19 protein-coding genes and 1 tRNA gene are annotated in these 21,533 nt (G+C 59.3%); 15 read left to right on the plus strand and 5 right to left on the minus strand.

What is annotated here, in order from left to right:
• Positions 1 to 65: 65 nt before the first annotated feature.
• Together QO231_RS20000 and QO231_RS20005 are read left to right on the plus strand one after the other, a co-directional pair.
• Positions 66 to 1,145 carry a PLP-dependent cysteine synthase family protein gene (locus QO231_RS20000; RefSeq protein WP_316780611.1) on the plus strand — a complete coding sequence of 360 codons (1,080 nt, stop codon included), beginning with the start codon at positions 66 to 68 and terminating at the stop codon, positions 1,143 to 1,145.
• Between the two features lie 88 nt (positions 1,146 to 1,233).
• Complete coding sequence (locus QO231_RS20005; RefSeq protein ID WP_316780613.1) at positions 1,234 to 1,566, plus strand: hypothetical protein; 333 nt, start codon at positions 1,234 to 1,236, stop codon at positions 1,564 to 1,566.
• Here QO231_RS20005 and QO231_RS20010 read toward each other — a convergent pair.
• Positions 1,542 to 3,458, minus strand: coding sequence for an acyl CoA:acetate/3-ketoacid CoA transferase (locus QO231_RS20010; protein WP_316780616.1), 1,917 nt, complete (start codon positions 3,456 to 3,458; stop codon positions 1,542 to 1,544). The two genes, QO231_RS20005 and QO231_RS20010, sit on opposite strands and share 25 nt — an antisense overlap.
• A 184-nt stretch (positions 3,459 to 3,642) precedes the next feature.
• Positions 3,643 to 3,717: transfer RNA gene (locus QO231_RS20015), tRNA-Thr, on the minus strand.
• An 83-nt stretch (positions 3,718 to 3,800) separates the two neighbouring features.
• Between QO231_RS20015 and QO231_RS20020 the strand changes: the two genes are divergently transcribed.
• The 9 genes from QO231_RS20020 to ispD all read left to right on the plus strand — a co-directional run bounded on the left by QO231_RS20020 (position 3,801) and on the right by ispD (position 10,098).
• On the plus strand, positions 3,801 to 3,959 hold the full coding sequence (locus QO231_RS20020; RefSeq protein WP_316780618.1) for a hypothetical protein: 159 nt from the start codon (positions 3,801 to 3,803) through the stop codon (positions 3,957 to 3,959).
• On the plus strand, positions 3,960 to 5,228 hold the full coding sequence (gene murA / locus QO231_RS20025) for a UDP-N-acetylglucosamine 1-carboxyvinyltransferase (protein ID WP_316780621.1): 1,269 nt from the start codon (positions 3,960 to 3,962) through the stop codon (positions 5,226 to 5,228).
• Positions 5,225 to 5,695 carry a DUF2948 family protein gene (locus QO231_RS20030; protein WP_316780623.1) on the plus strand — a complete coding sequence of 157 codons (471 nt, stop codon included), beginning with the start codon at positions 5,225 to 5,227 and terminating at the stop codon, positions 5,693 to 5,695. The genes murA and QO231_RS20030 overlap by 4 nt, the downstream gene beginning before the upstream one ends.
• Entirely contained in the window at positions 5,692 to 6,192 is a 501-nt protein-coding gene (locus tag QO231_RS20035; RefSeq protein ID WP_316780625.1) for a GNAT family N-acetyltransferase, read from the plus strand. The genes QO231_RS20030 and QO231_RS20035 overlap by 4 nt, the downstream gene beginning before the upstream one ends.
• A gap of 90 nt (positions 6,193 to 6,282) precedes the next feature.
• Positions 6,283 to 6,786, plus strand: coding sequence for an anthrone oxygenase family protein (locus QO231_RS20040; protein ID WP_316780628.1), 504 nt, complete (start codon positions 6,283 to 6,285; stop codon positions 6,784 to 6,786).
• A gap of 52 nt (positions 6,787 to 6,838) precedes the next feature.
• Positions 6,839 to 8,155 carry a histidinol dehydrogenase gene (hisD, locus tag QO231_RS20045; RefSeq protein ID WP_316780631.1) on the plus strand — a complete coding sequence of 439 codons (1,317 nt, stop codon included), beginning with the start codon at positions 6,839 to 6,841 and terminating at the stop codon, positions 8,153 to 8,155.
• 224 nt (positions 8,156 to 8,379) lie between these two features.
• Entirely contained in the window at positions 8,380 to 8,859 is a 480-nt protein-coding gene (locus QO231_RS20050; protein WP_316780633.1) for a UPF0262 family protein, read from the plus strand.
• Positions 8,860 to 8,861: 2 nt separating this feature from the next.
• On the plus strand, positions 8,862 to 9,320 hold the full coding sequence (locus tag QO231_RS20055; protein ID WP_316780635.1) for an arsenate-mycothiol transferase ArsC: 459 nt from the start codon (positions 8,862 to 8,864) through the stop codon (positions 9,318 to 9,320).
• 58 nt (positions 9,321 to 9,378) lie between these two features.
• Positions 9,379 to 10,098, plus strand: coding sequence for a 2-C-methyl-D-erythritol 4-phosphate cytidylyltransferase (ispD, locus tag QO231_RS20060; protein WP_316780638.1), 720 nt, complete (start codon positions 9,379 to 9,381; stop codon positions 10,096 to 10,098).
• 9 nt (positions 10,099 to 10,107) lie between these two features.
• Here the strand turns inward: ispD and QO231_RS20065 are convergent, their stop codons facing one another.
• On the minus strand, positions 10,108 to 11,682 hold the full coding sequence (locus QO231_RS20065; RefSeq protein WP_316780642.1) for a hypothetical protein: 1,575 nt from the start codon (positions 11,680 to 11,682) through the stop codon (positions 10,108 to 10,110).
• A 314-nt stretch (positions 11,683 to 11,996) separates the two neighbouring features.
• On the opposite strand from QO231_RS20065, the gene QO231_RS20070 reads away from it, so the two are divergent.
• Both QO231_RS20070 and QO231_RS20075 read left to right on the plus strand, forming a co-directional pair.
• Positions 11,997 to 12,680: a rhomboid family intramembrane serine protease gene (locus QO231_RS20070; RefSeq protein WP_316780643.1), complete on the plus strand. Its 684-nt coding sequence runs from the start codon at positions 11,997 to 11,999 to the stop codon at positions 12,678 to 12,680.
• Positions 12,681 to 12,892: 212 nt separating this feature from the next.
• Positions 12,893 to 13,570 carry a VPLPA-CTERM sorting domain-containing protein gene (locus QO231_RS20075; RefSeq protein WP_316780645.1) on the plus strand — a complete coding sequence of 226 codons (678 nt, stop codon included), beginning with the start codon at positions 12,893 to 12,895 and terminating at the stop codon, positions 13,568 to 13,570.
• A gap of 426 nt (positions 13,571 to 13,996) precedes the next feature.
• On the opposite strand, the gene QO231_RS20080 is transcribed toward QO231_RS20075, so the two are convergent.
• A complete protein-coding gene (locus QO231_RS20080) occupies positions 13,997 to 14,854 on the minus strand; it encodes an ExeA family protein (RefSeq protein ID WP_316780648.1) in 858 nt (285 codons plus the stop codon).
• A 619-nt stretch (positions 14,855 to 15,473) separates the two neighbouring features.
• Here QO231_RS20080 and QO231_RS20085 point away from each other — a divergent pair.
• Both QO231_RS20085 and QO231_RS20090 read left to right on the plus strand, forming a co-directional pair.
• The gene (locus tag QO231_RS20085; RefSeq protein WP_316780650.1) at positions 15,474 to 16,163 is read left to right on the plus strand and encodes a sugar transferase; all 690 of its coding nucleotides are present in this window, start codon (positions 15,474 to 15,476) and stop codon (positions 16,161 to 16,163) included.
• A 36-nt stretch (positions 16,164 to 16,199) separates the two neighbouring features.
• Positions 16,200 to 18,677 (plus strand): tetratricopeptide repeat protein, encoded by a 2,478-nt coding sequence (locus tag QO231_RS20090; protein ID WP_316780653.1) that lies wholly within the window; start codon positions 16,200 to 16,202, stop codon positions 18,675 to 18,677.
• Between the two features lie 222 nt (positions 18,678 to 18,899).
• Here the strand turns inward: QO231_RS20090 and QO231_RS20095 are convergent, their stop codons facing one another.
• A complete protein-coding gene (locus tag QO231_RS20095) occupies positions 18,900 to 21,461 on the minus strand; it encodes a hypothetical protein (RefSeq protein WP_316780656.1) in 2,562 nt (853 codons plus the stop codon).
• Positions 21,462 to 21,533 lie beyond the last annotated feature (72 nt).

Below are 21,533 nucleotides of genomic sequence, written 5' to 3' on the forward strand. Positions count from 1 at the left end.
TTTGCTCCATGAGGCTGTTTTCGGATTTTCAGACACCAGCCTGTTCACCAAGACGAGGGAAAGCGATGACCGAGAACAAACTGAGGACAACCCAGGGCAACCGGCGCAGATATGAGAGCGTTCTTGATACGATTGGTAACACCCCGACGATCCGCGTAAACAATCTGGGTCCCGAGGGGATCAACCTGTACGTCAAGTTCGAGGCGTTTAATCCGGCCGGATCGGTCAAGGATCGCCTTGCCGTCAACATCATCGAGGCCGCCGAACGCGACGGCGCGCTCAAGCCCGGTCAGACGGTGATCGAGGCAACAAGCGGCAACACCGGTATCGGGCTTGCGATGGTTTGTGCGCAAAAGGGCTACCCGCTCGTCGTCACCATGGCCGACAGCTTTTCGGTCGAACGCCGTCGGTTGATGCGGATGCTGGGCGCCAAGGTCATCCTGACTCCGCGCGCGGAAAAGGGGTTTGGCATGTACCGCAAGGCGGCGGAACTTGCCGAGGCGCATGGCTGGTTCCTTGCCCATCAGTTCGAGACCAAGGCCAATGCCCAGATCCATGCCGCAACCACGGCGCAGGAGATTCTGGGCGACTTCGACGACGTTCCGCTGGATTATTTCGTGACCGGATATGGCACCGGCGGAACGTTGACGGGTGTGGCTCGGGTGCTTCGCGACAAGCGGCCCGACACAAAGATCATCCTCTCTGAACCCGCCAACGCCGCATTGATCGATAGCGGCATTCCGACCGATCGCGACGCCTCTGGTGCCCCTACATCCGGCCACCCGGCATTTGAGCCGCACCCGATCCAGGGCTGGACACCGGATTTCATCCCAGCGGTCCTGCAGGAAGCGATCGACAATGGCAACTATGACGAGCTCCGGCCGGTGGCTGGCCCTGCGGGCATCGAATGGGCACGCAAGCTGGCCAGCAAAGAGGGCATCCTGACCGGAATTTCCGGCGGCGCGACCTTTGCGATAGCCATTGAGATCGCCCAGGAGGCAAAACCGGGCACGACGATCCTCTGCATGTTGCCGGACACCGGAGAGCGCTACCTCTCGACCCCGATGTTCGAGCATATTCCCGAGGAGATGTCCGAGGAAGAAATCGCGATTTCCCGTTCCACCTCGGGATATCAGCTGGATTGATATCTCTGATCGGATCCGTCGTCGAAACCGCATGCGATCAGGCGCTCTCCATGCCTGATCGGGTTGGCTGCGCAGCCGCACGCAACTATTGACCGGGCGATATGGGGGCCGCCGTCTCGCGCAGCTCAAGGGCAAGCTGATCGGTCAGAACGTTGACGGCGGAGGCGGAGGTGCCCGGATCGACCGGTGGCGAGGCGATCCCCTGTTCCGAGCCAGTGTCGAGGACGAGGGCGTGGCACAGCACGGTGGCGACATGGTCCACAACCGTTACGACAACAGATCGCCAACCTCGATTGTGTTCTTGACCATATTCGGCCCCACCCCGATCCGCCGCCAGCAGCGTGATGGTCCGTCTGTGACCCGCTCTTTCATGAATAGCACCGTCCCGCGTACGGCTCAGTCCAGAAAGCGGCGCGCCTGATCGCTGGTTTCAAATATGTGCGTGCGAGCCTCGGGAAAGACCTTGCCGAGCTTCATGCGCATGAAGGCCGATCCGGAATAACGTGAAACCTCGCGGTAGTAGCGTTCTGTAAGGCTGGCGACCATGCGGGCCCAATCCGTTTCGATCATTTCGTCGATGCGAAACCCGTCATAGTTGACGACCACATCCACACGCTGCTCCAATGGAGCGCAGGTTTCCGCCACCAGGTGGCCGACGCGGTCCACTTCGGCCCGTGAGCGCACCCGCATCTTTTCGAAATTGAGGAAGAGCTGGTGGTTCTCTGGGTCCAGTGCGACGCGGTCGGGCAGATCCAGATGCAGAAGATCGGTCCTCAAATCCATTTCGGCCGGTTGGAAAATGCGCACATCCATCACGGCGACCTCTTCAATGATCGGGCGCACTGCCATCTGGGCAAGAATATCGCGATCCAGATCGACGCCCGGCGCGATTTCAATCAGCTTCAGTCCCTCGGCAGTCAGCTCGAAAACACAGCGCTCGGTCACATAGGTCACCGGTTGGCCGAGACGCGCAGCACGGGCACCCGAAAAGGTGATCTGTTCAACCTCTTCCAGAAATTTGCGGGATTGGCCTTCGCGGTGGATCTCGATCGCGCCATCGGACACCGCGACCTCGAGACCCTGTGCGGTAAACGTACCGGCAAACACCACTGCGCGCGCATTCTGACTTATGTTGATAAACCCACCGGCACCCGCCAGCCGCGGGCCAAAGCGAGAAACATTGACGTTGCCGTACCGGTCCGCCTGCGCCAGCCCAAGGCAGGTCATGTCGAGCCCGCCGCCATCGTAAAAATCGAACTGATTGCTCTGCGGGATCACCGCATCGGTGTTCACCGCTGCACCGAAATCGAGCCCCGATGCCGGCTGTCCGCCAATCACGCCCGGCTCGGCCGTGAGGGTCATGTGCTCCAGCAGACCTTCTTCCGCGGCCACGCCGGCCACGCCTTCGGGCATGCCGATGCCCAGGTTGACCACGCCGTTCACCGGCAATTCGAACGCGCAGCGCCGCGCGATCACCTTGCGGGCATCCAGCGGCATCGGCGGAATTTCCCCCGACGGAGTGCGCATCCGGTTGGTGAACCCCTGATTAAAGGCCGTGGCATAGGTCTGGACATGGTTCTCTGGCTTTGCGACCACCACCGCATCGACAAGAATGCCGGGGATATGCACATCGCGCGCGGGCAGCGTGCGGGCTCTGGCTATCCGCTCAACCTGCACAATCACCACGCCACCGGCGTTCTTCACCGCCATCGCCTGTGCGAGGTTGTCGATGGTAAGCGCCTCGCGCTCCATCGTCACATTGCCCGCCTCGTCGGCCGTGGTGCCACGCAACAAGGCGACGGTCAGGCGTTGCGCAGGATAGAACAGCATCTCCTCGCCGCCGATCTCCATCAATTCGACCTGCGGCTCGGTCGAGATATCGTTGATCGCTCCGCCGCCCTGGCGCGGGTCGACAAAAGTCTCAAGACCTACCCTGGACAGCATACCAGGCTTGCCGGCCGCGATGTCGCGGTACAGCTGACTGATGCAGCCCTGCGGTAGGTTCCAACCCTTGATCTTGCCGGCCACCGCAAGCGCCGCCACTTTGGGGATCAGTCCCCAATGACCGCCGACAACCCGGCTCAGCAAACCATCATGCCCCAGCCGGTTCAACCCTCGTGTCTTGCCATCGCCTTGTCCGGCGGCAAAGACCAGCGACAGGTCGCGGGGGTTCCCGGTCTCGAGGAAACGCGTCTCGATGGCGGCCAGGAGTTCATCCGGCACTCCGATCCCAACAAAACCCGAGGTGGTTAGCGTATCGCCGTCCTTCACGAGGGCGGCGGCATCAGCGGCGGAAACGACCTTGTTCAACATGGGTCGAGCCTATGCCGCAGTCCTGCCACAGTCCACATGCAACGCAACGCCGTCCAACTGTTCGACGGTGACGAACAACTGGCTCGATTACGCGGCGAGAAGCCCGCCGAGGTAGGAAAGGAAGGAGTCAATTCATCATCCCACCAATCAAAGTATTGATAAACGGCAACAAATTGAGAATTCATGGTGCTGCTGCAGAGAATCGAACTCTGGACCTCTCCCTTACCAAGGGAGTGCTCTACCTCTGAGCTACAGCAGCGCCGTGCGCGGCTCATTAGACGCAAACGAGATATCCTGCAAGGACAAACTGGACCCTTTTTGTGCGCTGCGCTAGAGAGGGGCATGGCAGGCAACACCCCTCCCCGTCCGAACAAGCCAAGAGGTCAGAGCCGCGAGGATCGGCTCAAGTCCGCGCTCAAGGCGAACTTGGCACGACGCAAGGCGCAAGCGCGGGCACGTGCCGACGAGGCGGGCAATAAAGATGACAAGGAACAAGAGTAGATGGATTCGATTTTGGTAACGGGGAACGGACCTTTGTCCGGGCAAATCCCCATTGCGGGGGCCAAGAATGCCTGCCTGACCCTGATGCCTGCGACGTTGCTGAGTGACGAACCGCTGACCCTGACCAACGCACCCCGGCTCAGCGATATCCGGACGATGACCGAACTGCTCGCATCGCTCGGGGCAGAGGTCAGCCAGCTGCAGGACGGGCAGGTCCTCGCCATGTCCAGCCACGACCTGAACAATCACACCGCAGACTATGACATCGTCCGCAAGATGCGGGCATCGATTCTTGTTCTCGGGCCGATGCTTGCGCGGGACGGGCACGCGATCGTCTCTTTGCCCGGGGGGTGCGCCATCGGTGCGCGACCGGTTGACCTGCACCTCAAGGCGCTGGAGGCTCTCGGGGCCGAATTGGAGCTGAAGGACGGCTACGTGCATGCCCGGGCGCGGGGGGGGCTGAAAGGCGGCAAAGTCGACTTCCCGCTGGTGTCGGTCGGGGCGACGGAAAACGCGCTGATGGCGGCGACTCTGGCCAAGGGCACAACGGTGATTACGAATGCCGCGCGAGAACCGGAAATTGTCGATCTTGCACATTGCCTGCAAAAGATGGGCGCTCAGATCGAGGGGGAAGGCACGAGCACGATCACCATCCAGGGTGTCGACCGGCTGCATGGGGCCACTCATCCCGTGGTCACGGATCGGATCGAGCTTGGAACTTATATGCTCGCCCCCGCCATCTGTGGCGGCGAGGTCGAACTGCTGGGCGGTCGTATGAACCTTGTCGGCGCATTCTGTGAAAAGCTCGACGAGGCCGGGATCGACGTTCGCGAAACGGAACAGGGCCTGTCGGTCAAACGCCGCAGCGATCACGTGAAGGCGGTTGATGTCACGACTGAACCTTTTCCGGGGTTTCCAACCGATCTGCAGGCACAAATGATGGCGCTGTTGTGCACGGCTGACGGTGTCAGCGTGCTGGAAGAGAAGATTTTCGAGAACCGGTTCATGCATGCTCCGGAACTTTTGCGCATGGGGGCACGGATTGAAGTCCATGGCGGCACCGCCACGGTCACCGGCGTCGACAGGCTCAAGGGCGCTCCGGTGATGGCGACCGATTTGCGCGCCTCGGTCTCGTTGATCCTCGCCGGGCTCGCCGCCGAGGGCGACACGACAGTCAGCCGGGTCTATCATCTTGACCGCGGCTATGAGCATGTGGTGCGCAAGCTGGAAGGCGTGGGTGCAAAAATCGAACGGATCAAAGAGCAGTGACACAGGACGCGACATTCGAAGACGGCCGCGAAAGCCCGCTGAACCTCGGCGCGCAGGATGCCAGTGATCTGCAGGTCATTTCCTCGCTCGTACAGGATTCGGTCTTTCCGATCACGGAAATGCGCTGGCAGGCAAAACAGCATCGATTTGCACTCTTGCTGAACCGGTTTCGCTGGGAAGATGGTGCGCGCAATCGCCATGCACCCGAGCGGGTTCAGTCGTTGCTGGTGCTCGACAACGTCGTTGCGGTATCCTCGCAAGGCATCGACCGCAGCGACACGGATCTGATCCTGTCGCTGTTGTCGGTTGATTTCGAACCATCCGAGGACGGGGCGGGCGATCTAGTTCTGACGCTCGCGGGGGACGGAGCGCTCCGGTTGCGGGTCGAGGCGCTCGACGCCACGCTCAAGGACGTCACGCGCCCCTATGTGGCGCCCTCAGGGAAAGCGCCGGGCCATCCCGAATGATTCAGGCGCGCCTGCTTGGCCCGGCTGACGTCGGCATCTGGCGCGCATTGCGCAGTGAGGGCGTGCGGCTTTTCCCCGACGCGTTTCTGCCTTCGCCGAATGAGGTCGCGACCGTCAGCGAAGAACAAGATACCAGGATGATCGCGCAGGGCGGGCGGTATGGCGTATTTGATGACGCGACCGCCCTGGGCATCGCGGCATTCAGACAGGAGGGCTTTGAACGGGCGCGTCACAGGGCGTCGATCGGCCCTTTCTACATTACACCGCAGGCGCAGGGCTCCGGGGCAGCCGACACCCTGATCGCGGCACTCCTGAACCATGCAGTCAAAACAGGTGTCTGGCAGCTTGAACTCTGTGTCGCTGCGGCGAACGCGCGAGCGATTGCATTCTACGAACGACACGGGTTTCGGCGCGAAGGACGCTGGCCCAACGCAATCGTCACCGCAGACGGCCCGCAACACGACTGGTTTTACGTGCTCGAATTGCCACACGAATAAGTGGCGAGGCAAAAAAGAGCCCGCAGCAACGCCGGAAACCGTGTCGGGCTGCGTTGGAAGATCAAAGCCATTTCACACTAGGATTGTTTCATGCGTTTTCTGCTTTTCCCGATGTCGTTGCTTTCAGTGTTGCTGACCGGCGCCATATTCGGCTTCTTTTTTGCTTGGGTATGCTCCACGATGTGGGGGTTGGATCAGATCGATCCGAACATTGCGATCGAGGCAATGCAGGCCATGAACGCCTCGGTCCGCAACGCGGTCTTTGCCCCGGCCTTTTTCGGTACGCCGGTCGCGCTCTTGCTGACAACTGTCATAGCGTGGAAATCCGGCGCAACGCGATCGGCAATCTGGTTCGCTCTGGCCGGGATCATCTATATCGCGGGCGGCCTGATCCTGACCATGCAGATCAATGTCCCCATGAACGAAGCACTTGGCACCCTTGCCACACCGCTCGCGCCGGATGAGGCCGAACGTGTCTGGACCAACTATTCCGACGTCTGGCAATTCTGGAATCAGGTTCGGACCGTGGCTTCGGGCACAGCACTGGCAAGCGTCGGGCTTGGCCTCGCCGCATTGCCACACCGCCGCCCTTAGTCCTTGAGGCACCCCGGTCGTACGGGTATGTGGGCCGCCAAAGGAGTTCTACATGCCCCAATTTCTGGACACCACGTTGCCTGACTTTGAAGCAGCATTCACCGCTCTGCTGTCAGCCAAGCGCGAGGACAGCCCGGATGTGGATACGGTTGTCGCCAACATCATCGCCGACGTGCGTGCCCGTGGCGATGATGCCGTGATCGAACTCACCGCACGGCTTGACCGGCTGGAACTCTCTCCCGAAACCCTGCGTTTCACACCAATGGAAATCAAACAGGCCGTCGCGCAGGTAACGGAAAAGGAGCGTACCGCGCTGGCGCTCGCCGCCGAACGCATCCGTGCATATCACGTTCGGCAGATGCCCGAAGACCAGTCATGGACCGATCCCGAAGGTGCAACCCTTGGCTGGCGCTGGTCGGCGGTTTCTGCGGCCGGGCTCTATGTGCCGGGCGGTTTGGCCTCCTACCCGTCGTCGGTCCTGATGAACGCGATTCCCGCCAAGGTCGCCGGGGTCGAACGCCTCGCAATGGTCGTGCCGACACCCGATGGCGTGATCAACCCGCTGGTTCTGCTCGCAGCGCAGATCGCCGGGGTGGACGAAATCTATCGCATCGGCGGTGCACAGGCGATTGCCGCGCTCGCCTACGGCACGGCGACCATCCCGCCCGTGGACAAGATCACCGGCCCCGGAAATGCCTTCGTGGCAGCAGCAAAAAGACGTGTCTTTGGCAAGGTCGGTATCGACATGATTGCCGGCCCGTCCGAAATTCTCGTCATCGCGGACAAGGACAACGATCCTGACTGGATTGCGCTGGATCTGCTCAGCCAGGCCGAGCACGATGAAAGCGCGCAGTCGATCCTGATCACCGATGATGCCGGATTTGGCCGCGCCGTGGCCGATGCCGTAGAAACACGCCTGCAAACGCTGGAGCGTGCTGCCATCGCCGGGGTCAGCTGGCGCGATTTTGGCGCGATCATCACGGTGCGCGATCTGGACGAAGCGGCGGCCCTGTCCAACCGCATTGCGCCAGAGCACCTGGAATTGTGCGTTGCCGATCCGGATACACTCTCGGAACAGACAATCCACGCCGGTGCGATCTTTCTCGGACGCTGGACGCCGGAGGCGATTGGCGACTATGTCGGAGGCCCCAACCACGTCTTGCCCACAGCCCGCTCGGCCCGCTTTTCCTCGGGATTGTCGGTGATCGATTTTCTCAAGCGCACGACCCTGTCCCGCATGACCCCGGGTGCGCTGCGCGCTGTTGGCGTGGCGGCGGAAACACTGGCAATCTCGGAGAGCCTCGAGGCACATGGTCTCTCGGTCGCCGCACGACTATCGGCGTTGAACAGCTCGGACGGTGACTCCTAGACGTCCTCCGCTTGCCAACAGGCCTGTCAGCGGAAACGCTGGTCGGTACATCAGACAGCTCGTGAAACGACTGGCCCGGTTGCAGGGCAACTCTCAGGGATGGGGCAATTCCGGCACATTTTCCATAAATCGCCGCCGTTGACACCGCACCGGTGCGGCACCATGGATTGCGGCGGTCGGGCGATCAAGCTAATCCTGTCGAAATCGACAAAGGACAGGCCCGGATGAGTCACATAGCCCATATCGCGCTGGATGATGCCAATCTGCCAACGCCAACGCCCGAGATTGAACAAGAGCGCAAGGTCGCCATGTTTGACCTTCTCGAGGGAAACAGCTTTGCCTTGCCCAAACGCGACGACCGGCTGGTGCCTGACGGCCCGTATAACCTGAACCTGTCAATCCGGGACAAGCGCCTTGTCTTTGATGTGCGGACCCAAGAGGATCAGCTCGCCGCCGAGTTTCACCTGTCGCTTGGCCCATTCCGCCAGGTGGTCAAGGACTACTTTCAAATCTGCAAGAGTTACTACGACGCGGTCAAGACCATGCCTCCGGGCCAGATCGAAACCATCGACATGGCGCGACGTGGCATTCACGACGAAGGCAGCCGCGTCCTTCAGGAGCGGCTCGAAGGCAAGGCCGAGATCGACACCGACACCGCGCGTCGCCTTTTCACCCTGATTTCCATTCTGCATTTTGGAGGTTAGGGGTGCTGCCACTGCCCCAGTCGATCCTTTTCTGCTGCGACCATAACGCTGTCCGCTCGCCCATGGCCGAAGGGATCATGAAAAAATTCTACGGCACCGATACCTATGTGCAATCCGTCGGCGTCAACAACGACATGGAGATCGACGGCTTTGCCATCACCGTCTGCGAAGAGATCAATGTCGAACTGTCGCGTCACCGTTCGCGCAGCTTTGACGAGATGGAGCGATGGGGCGACGACTTGTCTTCGTTTGATCTGGTGGTGGCTCTCTCGCCCGCAAGCCAGCGCCGCGCGCTGGAACTGACCCGCTATTTTCACCTGACGGTAGAATATTGGCCGATCCTTGACCCGACGGGTCTCGGAGAGACACGCGATACCAAGCTTGCCAGCTATCGACAGACCCGCGACCAGATCGTCAATCACCTCACTCACCGCTGGGGCGACCCCATAGAGACGAAATGACCGACACAATCAAATCCGATCGCGATGCTCACAATCCCCCTTTGCCTCGGGGCACCGCATGAGCGTCGCCGTTGTCATCGTCGCCGCAGGGCGGGGTCGCAGGCTCGGTGCGGAGACACCCAAGCAGTATATCCCGCTTGGCCCGACGTGCGCGTTGCGCCGGGTCGCAGAGACGTTCCTGTCCATCAGCGCCGTGCGCTGGATCGTTCCCGTAATCCACCCCGATGACCGCACCCTGTGCCTGGACGCGCTGGAGGGGCTGCGGGATGCGCGGCTCTTGCCTGCTGTCGACGGCGCCGAGACACGGGCCAAATCGGTACGCTGCGGATTGGAACACCTTGTGCCCCACGGCCCGGAATTGGTGCTGATTCACGACGCTGCCCGCCCTTTTCTGCCGACAACCGTGATTTCCGGTGTGATCGACGCCTTGCAGCACGGCGACGGCGCCTGCGCTGCCTTGCCGCTGGTAGATGCTCTCTGGACATCGCGTGACGGTGCGGCGCTGGCACCGGTGCCACGTGACGGAGTGTGGCGGGCGCAGACGCCGCAGGGCTTTTCATTCGACAAGATCCTGAAGGCGCATCGCAATCATGACGGGACTGCAGCGGACGACGTTGCCGTTGCCAGAGAGGCCGGTCTTGGTGTGACCTTTGTGCAAGGCACGGAGCGGAACTACAAGATCACCACCGCAGATGATCTCGCACGCGCAACGCAGGACGCAGAGGTTCTGGACGCAAAGCGCGGTGGTGCCGACGCGAACAGTGCCAAGCGACGTTAAGACGTCGGCCTAGTTTTCCTGGCCTTGACGCATGAGGCCGAGCGAAGGGGCCTCGCCAGGTGCCGACACGATATGATAGTCAGCCGAGGTGCCGTCTGCGGGTTGCCCTGCCGCATCGAATTCCTCCTGTTCGCCGCCGGTCGTCCGGGTCCATCCTTCAAGCGTGCCGTCCAGAGCATAGTTGAATCGATCAACCCAGGGTGCGGACCAATGCAGCCGTGGGTCATAATACACCTCTCGCCCCTTGGCATCGTAGTCGACGCTGACGAGGCGCGCGGTCTGTCCCGGCGGCGCTTCATAGGTCCGGATCTGATGGGTGGGAAAACTGATGGAAATGATCGCCGGTGCGCTTTCTGATCGTCCGTTCCAGGCAAAGACCCCGATATCGACCCGCGATGTCTCCAGCCCCTGATCATCTGCAGGGTTGCGAGAGGGAAGCACAAAAGTGTTGTGCCAGTTCACCGTGATCCGCGCCATCTTCTTGTCATGTCCCAACGGTTCGATGCGAACTCGTGCCGGATCACCGCGCAGCAGCACCCAGTCAAATCGCAACTCATGGCCATTCGGATCAACGGTTGATGCAGCACTCACGACCATCTGGCGTTCCCACGCGAAACTGCGCCAGATGCGGGCAATGGCCGATGGCGTCGTGAACAGATGCTCGTCAAGCCCGGCCAATCCGGCACCCTGGGCAAAGTCCTCTTCGACGATCTTGAGACGAACGACTGGCGGAATGTCATCGGGTCGCATCGCGGCGGCCTGCCCGATCATGCGTTCTGGCCGAAGCATGTCCGATGAAAACACAGTGGGATGCGCGATTGCAGACAGGTAGCTGGCCTGGGTTCTGACCCCGTTCAGGTTGCGCCGCATGATCATCTGCACCGTGGGAGCGACAAGACCGTTTTCCTCGAGCGCCGCGCGCGTATCGGCGGGAAAGGCGGCGAGCGTCATCGCGATGGCGTCCATGAAGGGATGATCGGACCCGGACGACCCCTGGCTGATCGTGGTGTAAGGCCAGTTTGCCGGGTACAGATCGACGGCATCATGATCGCGATGCTCTGGATACATATAGAGGCTGTTTGACACATAATCCCGATAGGCGCGCGCCGCCCCGCCGGGCGCGGTCATGGCGTGCCTGACAAGACTCCGCGCGTGCAGACCCGATGTCATCGCCGTCGACGAGTTCCCGAAGACCAGTGCCGGTATTAGAACCGGTCCCGCCAAACCGTAGTCAACGCTGCCGGCGACGAGGTCCGTCGCATATCGAAGGAAGGTCAGGTTTGGAAATCTGGATGACGGAAGCGTCGAATGGTCCCGATCCCGGTTGTCATAGAGAATTCGGTCAAAGCCCTGCGAGACCCCACGCGCCACGAGGCCACGCAATTGTCGGGCCGCATTGCTTTCATCGGCAAGTTCAACAACGGGCAGCGCCGGATCGGCTGGCAGGCCCGCAATTTCCTGAGCGATCATCGGCCCGCTACCAAGCCTTGTCAGATCGTCCAGCGTGAGGGTCAGGTCAGCCGCATCCGCGCCCGCCCCCGCAAGTCCGAACGCAACCATCCCCGTGTACAATATGCGTTGCACCCAACAGGATCGCGTCGCGTATTGACAGAGCCCATCACGGTTCGACACCCGGTCACAACCACACTCCAGCAAGACAACCTCCTCCGTGCAGCCGAACAGGTCCCGTCATGGCCATAGATCTTCGGATACGCATCGCGGCGCCACTCTGCAGCGCAAACCGCACAAGGTGAAGCCCTCGATCACCTTCCGCGCCGACGGGTTTCGATAAATCCCCGGGTTTCGCCCGACCCAACACGCCGCAATGCGGCCTGCCAGCGGGTGCTGTTCGCCTGCTGCCTCTTGTCGTTCCCGCAACTCCACGGCACAAAAAGGCAATGAACGGGCAGCAAGAGACCGCGATTCGATCTAGCCGCCAGCCCGAATGGTCATGGCGTCCTGCTCCCGTTGTCGTTGCCATCTTTGTCGTCACCTGTTCTATCGAATTTCTGTTGGAGGCCAGCGATATTGGCGTGATCGGCAGCACCCGATGGCGCGGGATTGCCTATGAAAACGGTGCTTTCTGGGTCGGTTTGCTCGACAACTGGAAACCGAACTATCCTGCGCAACCCTGGTTGATGTTCCTGAGCTATCAGGGCCTGCACACTGGATTTTCCCATCTCGCGGGTAACATGCTTGTACTGCTGATTGTCGGGCACATCGTGGTTCGGCGGGTCGGCCAGACATGGTTTGCCGCCATTTACGTCGTGTCCGGCATCGGCGGCGCCTTGGGGTTTGCCCTGCTCAGTGACAGCGCGCAACCCATGGTCGGAGCGTCTGGGGCCCTGTTCGGTCTGGTTGGCGCGTGGAAATGGCAAGATTGGTTCTTCAGTTTGCAGAACGGTTACAGCCGCAGGTCCCTTGTCACGGACATCATGGGCCTGATCCTTCTGAACATCCTGCTCTGGGTTATTCAGGGTGGGCAGGTCGCATGGGAAACGCATTTGGGCGGTTTTCTGACCGGATGGCTCGCCGCGACGCTCGTAATCCCGCGCCAAGAGGATTCGGATCACCAGGCTTGATACCTCTCGCACGCCGCCAAACGAAACAATCCAAGATCAGATGTGTGACTGTTTCCAATATCCAAGGCGATTCCCTTGATTTTAACCAAGAGATCGCGAACATCATTCCGCAGACTCTTAAAGATGTATTAGGTGAACCCTATACAGAGCGCAGGCACCATGTGGGTGTATGGCGCAAACGAGTGACCAGTTGAGTAGCAAGTAGGAATACCATGTTTAACAGTTTTAGAACTCTGGGAATGGCCGCCGTTCTGGTCTCATTGCCAGCCTTGGCGTCCGCCGCCACCATCCGTGTTTACGACATCGCTTCAAAGCCCAAGGTCCTGCTTGAAAGGGTTCTGGATACCGGCGACATGACCAGTGCCAGTTCGGCAGGGGCCGCCGCCAACATGACGTGGGACATCACGGTGACCCCCCAGGATGTCGCCGGGCAATCCCGATTGAACACGATCGCGGTCACAACGCACGGTGTCGGCGCGATCATGATTCTCGTCTCCGAAGACAATTTTGGCGCCGGCGCGAACGGGATGACCACGTCAAGCGTTCAACTGGATGTGGCCGCAACGACCATAGGCAGATCTCTCATGGTCAGGGGTTACGTGGATGATCAAAACAGGCTGTTCTCCAGGGGCACGACCATCGACCCGAGCGGTGTTCTGCTCAGGAGTGCGGTCGGTGGCTTTCAGACCGGTCAAAATACGATGAACATGTCCCTGACCGATCCGTTTTCGATGACCACCGCATTCATGATCCGCCACAATGACGAGACTGACATGACGTCGTTCGATGCGACACAGGTCTCCGCCGTGCCCGTACCTGCCGCCGGATTGCTGCTCCTAACCGCTCTGGGTGGTCTGGGCGTCATGCGGCGCCGGCGCAAGGCGTCCTGACCGCGCCAGTTCCGAGAACAGCGCAAGAATTCGCGGGGCCATTTCGGCCCCGTTTTTCTTTGCCAATGCACCTGCGCCAAGCCCAGGCGGTCGAAACGAGATGTCTGCCAAGCGCACAGTCCATGAGGGACAGCACCACGGCATCGGACACTCATGCGATCTGATGCGGTAAGTCTGTCTTTGCTGACATGGGAACAGCGATGCAGGATGGTGGAAACCGGTGGAACCACTGGCCGATGATCATGCCCTTGCTCGCACTGGTGCATCCATCATGAGGCAAAAGCACTGAGATTTGGAGCGTTTCGCGGTTAACTTGGGCCATCTGGCATCGCCAAACGCGTTGAAATATATGATTTCAAGCAGGGTTGGCTGATGCAGGTTCACCGCGAAGCGCCTCAAAGGATTTGATGACCTGAGGCGCGCGTTCTATGCATGTGCTTCGGAATCGTAGCTGCGCTCGCAAAAGAACACCCCATCGTCAATGACCGACTGCACAACCAAAGCAGTGATGGTCTTGCTGACTTCCTCGGTCCAGCAATAGAGCAATGCAAAATCGCACAGTTGATTGACAAGTCGGGGCACTCCGCCGGTGACGCCATGTATCAGTGTGCAAGCGCCAGTGGTAAATATGTCGGTATCGGCGCCGGCAACTTTCATCCTGTGCCGGATATAGGCCTGCGTCGCCTCTGCATTCATCCGATTGAGATGAAAACTTGACGAAATACGCTGAGCCAGCTGGCTCATGCTTGGATGGCGCACCATATCCCGCAATTCGGGCTGCCCAACAAGGATCAGCTGGACAAGTTCATCCTTGTTGGAGTTGATATTGATCAGCATACGCAACTCTTCGAGGCCTTCGCGCGATACGTTCTGCGCCTCGTCAAAAACCAGCACAACCCGCTTGCCCCGCGCATACTCACTGATCAGAAAATCCTGAAGCGCCTGGAAATGCTGAACATATGCGTCGTCTGCGTCAAACGGAATGTCCAGCGCGTTCAGCACCCACTGCAGGAGTTCACCGCGGCTTCCCTGTGCGTTGGATACAAGGCCGACGGTCACATCATCCTCCATTTGCCCAAGGAGGTTTTGCAGCAGCGTGGTCTTGCCTGCGCCAACCTCACCAGTCAGCATCGTAATCGGCGCGTGCGACAGGACGCCAAACTCCAGCACCGCGTAGGCACGCCGGTGCTGTGGGGACCAATAGATGAATTCGGGGTCAGGGACGAGCGTGAATGGTCGCTCGGTCAGGCCGAAATAGCCAAGGTAGAATGAAGATTGTGTCATCTTGGATCAGGTACCTGAAAACTGGTTGCTACTCATACACTACTGTCGGACTTGCTTGAGACCGGTTAACACCAAACCCACTTGGGTCATTCCTTTGCGGAATACAAGAGACCCGCATGCGCCATCAATCAACACGAACTGACCTACCTTTGATCTAGGTGCTCGCCTGAAACGGCGAAACACGTGGTTTTGTCGCACATACTTGCCGCGCACGGACAGGATTCGCCCCAGCCAGATCGCCGATGGGCCGACTCAGCTCCCGTTTTTCACCCGGGCCCCGTTGTCATGATAGTCAACTAAATCGAAACAATGTAAGATGTGTGCCCAAATTGTGGCAACACCGGGTTACGCAACGTCCGCTCGCCTCAGCGCCCGCACCCTGAACAGCGCGCGAAACTGGTGTTTGGCCAGATCTCACAATTAATTTATGTCCACAATATCCAACAAGATTACAATTTTTCAATCACTTACCTAAAGTTCACAACTTATGGCAGTACAGAAAGCGGTTGTTTATGCGCAAATTTCCATTAAATTGTAGATCATTGCTAGTGTAGCTGTGGCGGCCGATTTTGGTCGTGTCTTGTAACTAATAACCTTGTTAAATTTAAGTGAGTGTTAGATGACTATTCAAATTAACGAACCGACACGCCTCGACGGAGTGTCTCTTTCCGATTTCGTCCCATCCACATATGGCCGCAAGCTAGACCTTTATACCGGTCTTGGAAAACGCGTTTTCGACATCATGATCGTTCTGCTGACCGCCCCGGTCACGATCCCTCTGATGTTGTTCACGGCCTTTCTCGTGGCGCGTGACGGAGGGTCCCCGATCTACGTCCAGAAACGGATCGGTAAGAACGGTCGTATCTTCAACATGTACAAACTCCGCACGATGGTCTCGAATGCCGATGAACGGCTGGCCGAGTACCTGTCAGAGCACCCTCAGGCGCTCAACGAGTGGACTCATAGCCAGAAACTTCGGCACGATCCGCGCGTGACGCGCATTGGCGCATATCTGCGCAAGTGTTCGCTGGATGAATTGCCTCAACTCATCAACGTGTTCCTGGGTGACATGGCCCTTATTGGACCGCGCCCCATGATGATCGACCAGGAGAACATGTATCCCGGGCGTGCCTACTACTGGATGCGTCCCGGCATTTCTGGCCTTTGGCAGGTGACCGAACGCAACGAAAGCGCCTTTAGCGATCGGGCGCGTTACGATGACAAGTACTTCTACAACATGTCATTCGCAAATGACTGCAAGATCATTGCCAAAACCTTTGTTGTCGTGGTCCGCGGAACCGGATACTGATTCCGCCGTAACCACAACAACCCGAGGTTTAGTAGAGTGCAGAATGTTCGGATCAACCGCGTGCGTGCGCGCGCCGGTCGCTTAGGCCTCGCCATACTTCTTACGGCGGGGCTTAGTGTTGCTGCGGCATGTGATTCGTCCGAAGAACGCGCCGAGTCTCATTATCAATCCGGCCTGGCGCTACTGGAAGAGGGCGATGTTGAACGCGCCCTGATCGAATTCCGCAACGTTTTTGAATTGAACAGCACCCACGAGGGCGCCCGAGCCGCCTATGCCCGCGCACTGCATGATCGCGGACAACTGAACGAAGCGTATGGCGAGTACCTTCGCCTGGTCGAGCAGTACCCCGAAAACGTGGAAGGTCAGCGCGCGCTGGCGGATATTGCCGCGACGACGCAAAACTGGTCTGATGCGGAAATTCACGTGGCCAAGGCTCTGGCGCTTGCCCCCGACGACATTCTGATGCTCTCCATCGACAATGCCGTTGACTATTTCAACGCCGTCAAAGCGCGCGAGGACGAGGGGCAGCAAGCGGCGATCGTGAAGGCACAAGCCTTGATCGCGGACGACAACGGCCTCAAGAATGCGCGAAATGTCCTGATCGACAACCTTCTGCGCAAACAGGATTGGTACGCGGCGCTCGATGCAATCGACGACGGTCTGGCGGTCGACCCTGACCAAAAAGGGCTGTACAGCATTCGCTTGGGCATCCTGCAGCAGATCGGAGATCTGAACGGAATCGATGCCCAGCTTCGTGACCTCATGGAACGCTTCCCCCAGGAACGTGGCGTATACAAGCAGACCCTGGTCCGCTTTCTGATCAAACAGAAAAAGCTCGACGAGGCGGAAACGTTCATCCGGGCAGAGGCCGAGCGTGACGATGCCAGCCCCGATGACCGGGTGTTTCTCATCAGCTTTCTGGAACAGATGCGCGGTCAAGAGGCGGCGTTGGCAGAAGTCGAAGCGCAGCTCGCCGCCGGCATCGCGGATAGCGCGACCTTTCGGTCCATGCGTGCCAAGCTGAGATTCCAGATGGGCGATGTCGACTCTGCCATCGCCGAAATGGAAGACCTGACCGCGAATGCCGAGCGCACCGACCAGACGCGCGGCTTTGAGGTTGATCTTGCGCGAATGCTGTTTCAGGAGGACAACGCCGTTGGTGCCCGGGCCCTGGTGGAAAAGGTCCTTGCCGAAGATCCCGCCCAACCCGATGCGGTCAAGCTCAAGGCGAATTGGCTGATTGACGACGATGAAACTGCGGATGCGATTGTCATGCTGCGGGATGCACTGAACGATTCCCCTGATGACGCCGACATCATGTCACTGATGGCCCGCGCCTACGAGCGGGAAGGAAATCAGGACCTGCGCTCTGAAATGCTGGCGCTGGCCGTTCAGGCATCGGGCAAAGCCCCCGCCGAATCCCTGCGCTATGCCAGTTCCCTTGCCGATAATGACAATCTGCTGGCAGCGGAAGGTATCCTGATCGACGCGCTGCGACTCACCCCGCAGAATCCCGCACTTCTGAGCGCGCTTGGAGATGTCTACACCAGACTGGAAGACTGGTCGCGAACCGACGATGTGATTGCGGCTCTTGGTGCGCTCGACGACCCGAACGCCAGACGCCAAGCCGCCGAACTGACAGCGCGCAAATTGACTGGCCAGAACCGCTCCGAGGAGCTGACAGCCTTGCTGGAAGGGCTCGAGAATGACCCGGCACTGGGCAAGAGTGCGCAATATGCGCTGCTTCGAAATCGGCTGGAAACGAGCGGACCGGAAGCTGCCGAAACGTATCTGAATGAATTGCTGGCCCAGAACCCCGAAGACCCGACCCTGCGCTTCATGAAGGGCGGCTTTCTTGCCGAGGCCGAGGAAATCACGGAGGCCGAAGAACAGTTCCGCGCATTGGTCGCCGAAAATCCGAAATACGCAAATGTATGGATCGCGCTGTATCGCATGAAGCAGCAGGCGGGCGACCTGGACGGTGCCAACGGCGTTCTGGAAGAAGCTCTTGCCGAGCTTCCGACAAATGGCACGTTGCTATGGGCCAAGGCCGGAGAATACGAACGCGCCGGCGATCTGGACGCGGCCATCGAGATCTATGAGACCATGTATGCGGTGAACTCGGATTCACTGATCGTTGCCAACAACCTTGCAAGCCTGCTTGCGACTCATCGCGGTGACGACGAAAGCCTGCAGCGCGCCTACACGGTAGCCCGCCGCCTGCGCGACAGCAACGTTCCGGCGTTTCAGGATACGTATGGATGGATCACCCACCGCCGCGGCAGCTATGAAGCCGCGCAGGACCATCTGAGAGCCGCCGCCCAGGGTTTGCCGAGGGATGTGACGGTGCAGTACCATCTGGCGGCCAATCTGGCAGCGCTCGATCTGACCGAAGAAGCCCTCGCACAGTTCCAGAAGGTAAGGGCCATGATCAATCCCGACAATCCGCCGCCGTTCGCGACGGACGTCGACAGTGAGATCCAGAAACTCAGCCAACTGCCAGCCGGCGACTAGAGCGTTTCACCCCAAACCTGCAACACCTGACGCTGCCTGAACTCATGGATTTCAACGCGTCAGGTGATGCCAGATGATCCCAGTTTCACGCGAAGCGCCTGACCTGCCCGCGGCGATCCCCGGATTATGACGAGAGGCGGCTGAGCCTTCAGAACCGCCCCGAGATCGGGACGGTTCTTTTTTCAGTTCAACAAGAGAACACCCAAGCTGAATGCAATGGCGTCAGACACCGGTATCGATGTCGAGACCACCGAGCAGATCTGCTCCAATGACGGCTTCGTCAGGGTCGCCGCCTTCGCCGCCAACCGCATCCAGCGCACAGGAATCGACGCTACATGACATCTCGGCTTCGGCTAGTCCATCCGCCCCACAGGCATATCCACCGCATTCACCACTTGCTGCGGCGGCAGCCGGAAAATTCCATCCCTCGTCGCCTTCATCGCCCTCGTTACCTTCGTTGTCCTCGTCGTGTTCGCCGCCTTCGTTGTATTCGTTGTCCTCATTGCCTTCGTCGCCGTTGTTCTCGTTGTCGCCGGGACCAGAGTCGGCCCAGCTTTCGTCGCCTTCGTCGCCTTCATCGAACTCGTTGGCCTCATTGTCCTCGTCGTGTTCGCCGCCTTCGTTGTATTCGTTGTCCTCGTTGCCTTCGTCGCCGTTGTTCTCGTTGTCGCCGGGGCCAGAGTCAGCCCAGCTTTCGTCGCCTTCGTCACCTTCATCGAACTCGTTGGCCTCATTGTCCTCGTCGTGTTCGCCGCCTTCGTTGTATTCGTTGTCCTCGTTGCCTTCGTCGCCGTTGTTCTCGTTGTCGCCGGGGCCAGAGTCAGCCCAGCTTTCGTCGCCTTCATCCCCCTCGTCACTTTCGTTGGCCTCATCGTCTTCGTCGTGCTCGTCGCCTTCGTTATGTTCGTTTCCTTCGCCTACGCCTTCATCGCCCTCATTGTCCTCGTCGCCTTCATTTCCTTCATCATTCTCGTCGTTCTCGTTATCCTCGTCGCCTTCGTTGTGTTCATCCTTCTCGTCATCTTCGTTGTCCTCATCACCTTCATCTCCCTCGTCCAGCTCATCACCTTCGTTGTCCTCGTCGCCTTCGTCGTGCTCGTCCAGTTCGTCCTTCTCATTATCCTCGTCGCCTTCGTCGCCCTCATCTAGCTCGTCGTTTTCATTGTCCTCGTCGCCTTCATCGTTCTCATCTCGTTCATCGCCCTCATTATCCTCGTCGCCTTCATCACCCTCATCGAGTTCATCGCCTTCGTCGTCCTCATCACCTTCGTTACCTTCGTCGTTCACGCCGGTTTCATTGCCTTCGTTGTCTTCGTCGTGTTCGTTGCCCTCGTTGTATTCGTTGTCCTCGTTACCTTCGTCGCCGTTGTTCTCGTTGTCTCCGGGACCAGAGTCGGCCCAGCTTTCGTCACCTTCGTCCCCCTCGTCGAATTCGTTGCCCTCGTTGTCCTCGTCGTGTTCGCTTCCTTCGTTGTATTCGTTGTCCTCGTTACCTTCATCGCCGTCGTTCTCATTGTCGCCCGGACCAGAGTCGGCCCAGCTTTCGTCACCTTCGTCCCCCTCGTCGAATTCGTTTCCTTCGTTGTCCTCGTCGTGTTCGCTGCCTTCGTTGTATTCGTTATCCTCGTTGCCTTCGTCACCGGTGTTTTCATTGTCGCCGGGACCGGAGTCGGCCCAGCTTTCGTCACCTTCGTCCCCCTCGTCGAATTCGTTTCCTTCGTTGTCCTCGTCGTGTTCGCTGCCTTCGTTGTATTCATTGTCTTCGTTCTGGCCGACGTGTTCGTTTCCTTCGTTGCCTTCGTCTCCTTCATCCGCGTTGGATTCGTCTCCTTCATCCCCTTCGTCGCCTTCGTTGCCTTCATTGCCCTCGTCTAGCGTGGGTTCGTTGCCTTCGTCGCCTTCATTGCCTTCGTTGCCTTCGTTGCCTTCATCGGCACCACGCTCATCACCTTCGTCATTCTCGTTGCCCTCGTCGCCTTCGTTGCCCTCGTCCTGAGTGGGGTCTGCGCCGCCCTCGTTTCCTTCGTTCCCTTCATCCTTCCCGGCCTCGTTCCCTTCATTGCCTTCATTGCCTTCGTTGCCCTCGTTGCCTTCGTCGGCACCCGGTTCGTCGCCTTCATTACCTTCGTCGCCTTCGTTGCCCTCGTTGCCTTCGTCCAGCGTGGGTTCGTTGCCCTCATCTCCCTCGTTGCCTTCGTTTCCTTCGTTCCCTTCGTCCTCGGGTTCAGGTTCGTTGCCCTCATCCCCCTCGTCATAGCCGTCCTCATTGCCTTCGTCGTTCTCATCCCCCTCGTTGTCCTCGTTGCCCTCGTCGGCTCCACGCTCGTCCCCTTCATCCCCTTCGTTGCCTTCGTTGCCTTCGTTGCCCTCGTCAGCTCCGGGTTCGTCTCCCTCGTCCCCTTCGTTGCCCTCGTTGCCCTCATTCCCTTCGTCCTGCGAAGGATCAGCCGCGCCTTCGTTGCCCTCGTTCCCTTCATCGGCACCTGATTCGTTACCTTCGTCGCCCTCATTGCCTTCGTTGCCCTCATTCCCTTCATCGGCACCGGATTCGTTGCCTTCGTCGCCTTCATTGCCTTCGTTGCCTTCGTTGCCTTCGTCGGCACCCGTTTCGTTGCCCTCATCGCCCTCGTTGTCTTCGTTTCCCTCATCGCCTTCATCAAAGTCGTTGGGGTCTTCCGGTGGCATGCCGCCTGAAATCTGCCGAGCAATCGCTGCGGGGATTTCCTCGAAGAGTTCGGTTGATGAAAGCTCGTCAACTGCACTACGAATGAATTGGTAAATCACGATCTTCTTCCCTTCAAATGTCAACAATAGCGCCTCTAACGGCGCTCACGTTTCCAACAAATCGTACAGTGT

Source organism: Sedimentitalea todarodis (assembly GCF_032595355.1).
GTDB lineage: Bacteria > Pseudomonadota > Alphaproteobacteria > Rhodobacterales > Rhodobacteraceae > Sedimentitalea > Sedimentitalea todarodis.

Bases quoted from the DNA above. Each gene is read 5' to 3' on its own strand.
- QO231_RS20085 (WP_316780650.1), top strand. From the start codon at position 15,474: ATGACTATTCAAATTAACGAACCGACACGCCTCGACGGAGTGTCTCTT.
- QO231_RS20020 (WP_316780618.1), top strand. From the start codon at position 3,801: ATGGCAGGCAACACCCCTCCCCGTCCGAACAAGCCAAGAGGTCAGAGC.
- hisD (WP_316780631.1), top strand. From the start codon at position 6,839: ATGCCCCAATTTCTGGACACCACGTTGCCTGACTTTGAAGCAGCATTC.
- ispD (WP_316780638.1), top strand. From the start codon at position 9,379: ATGAGCGTCGCCGTTGTCATCGTCGCCGCAGGGCGGGGTCGCAGGCTC.
- QO231_RS20070 (WP_316780643.1), top strand. From the start codon at position 11,997: ATGAACGGGCAGCAAGAGACCGCGATTCGATCTAGCCGCCAGCCCGAA.
- QO231_RS20010 (WP_316780616.1), bottom strand. From the start codon at position 3,458: ATGTTGAACAAGGTCGTTTCCGCCGCTGATGCCGCCGCCCTCGTGAAG.
- QO231_RS20050 (WP_316780633.1), top strand. From the start codon at position 8,380: ATGAGTCACATAGCCCATATCGCGCTGGATGATGCCAATCTGCCAACG.
- QO231_RS20075 (WP_316780645.1), top strand. From the start codon at position 12,893: ATGTTTAACAGTTTTAGAACTCTGGGAATGGCCGCCGTTCTGGTCTCA.
- QO231_RS20000 (WP_316780611.1), top strand. From the start codon at position 66: ATGACCGAGAACAAACTGAGGACAACCCAGGGCAACCGGCGCAGATAT.
- QO231_RS20040 (WP_316780628.1), top strand. From the start codon at position 6,283: ATGCGTTTTCTGCTTTTCCCGATGTCGTTGCTTTCAGTGTTGCTGACC.
- murA (WP_316780621.1), top strand. From the start codon at position 3,960: ATGGATTCGATTTTGGTAACGGGGAACGGACCTTTGTCCGGGCAAATC.
- QO231_RS20035 (WP_316780625.1), top strand. From the start codon at position 5,692: ATGATTCAGGCGCGCCTGCTTGGCCCGGCTGACGTCGGCATCTGGCGC.
- QO231_RS20080 (WP_316780648.1), bottom strand. From the start codon at position 14,854: ATGACACAATCTTCATTCTACCTTGGCTATTTCGGCCTGACCGAGCGA.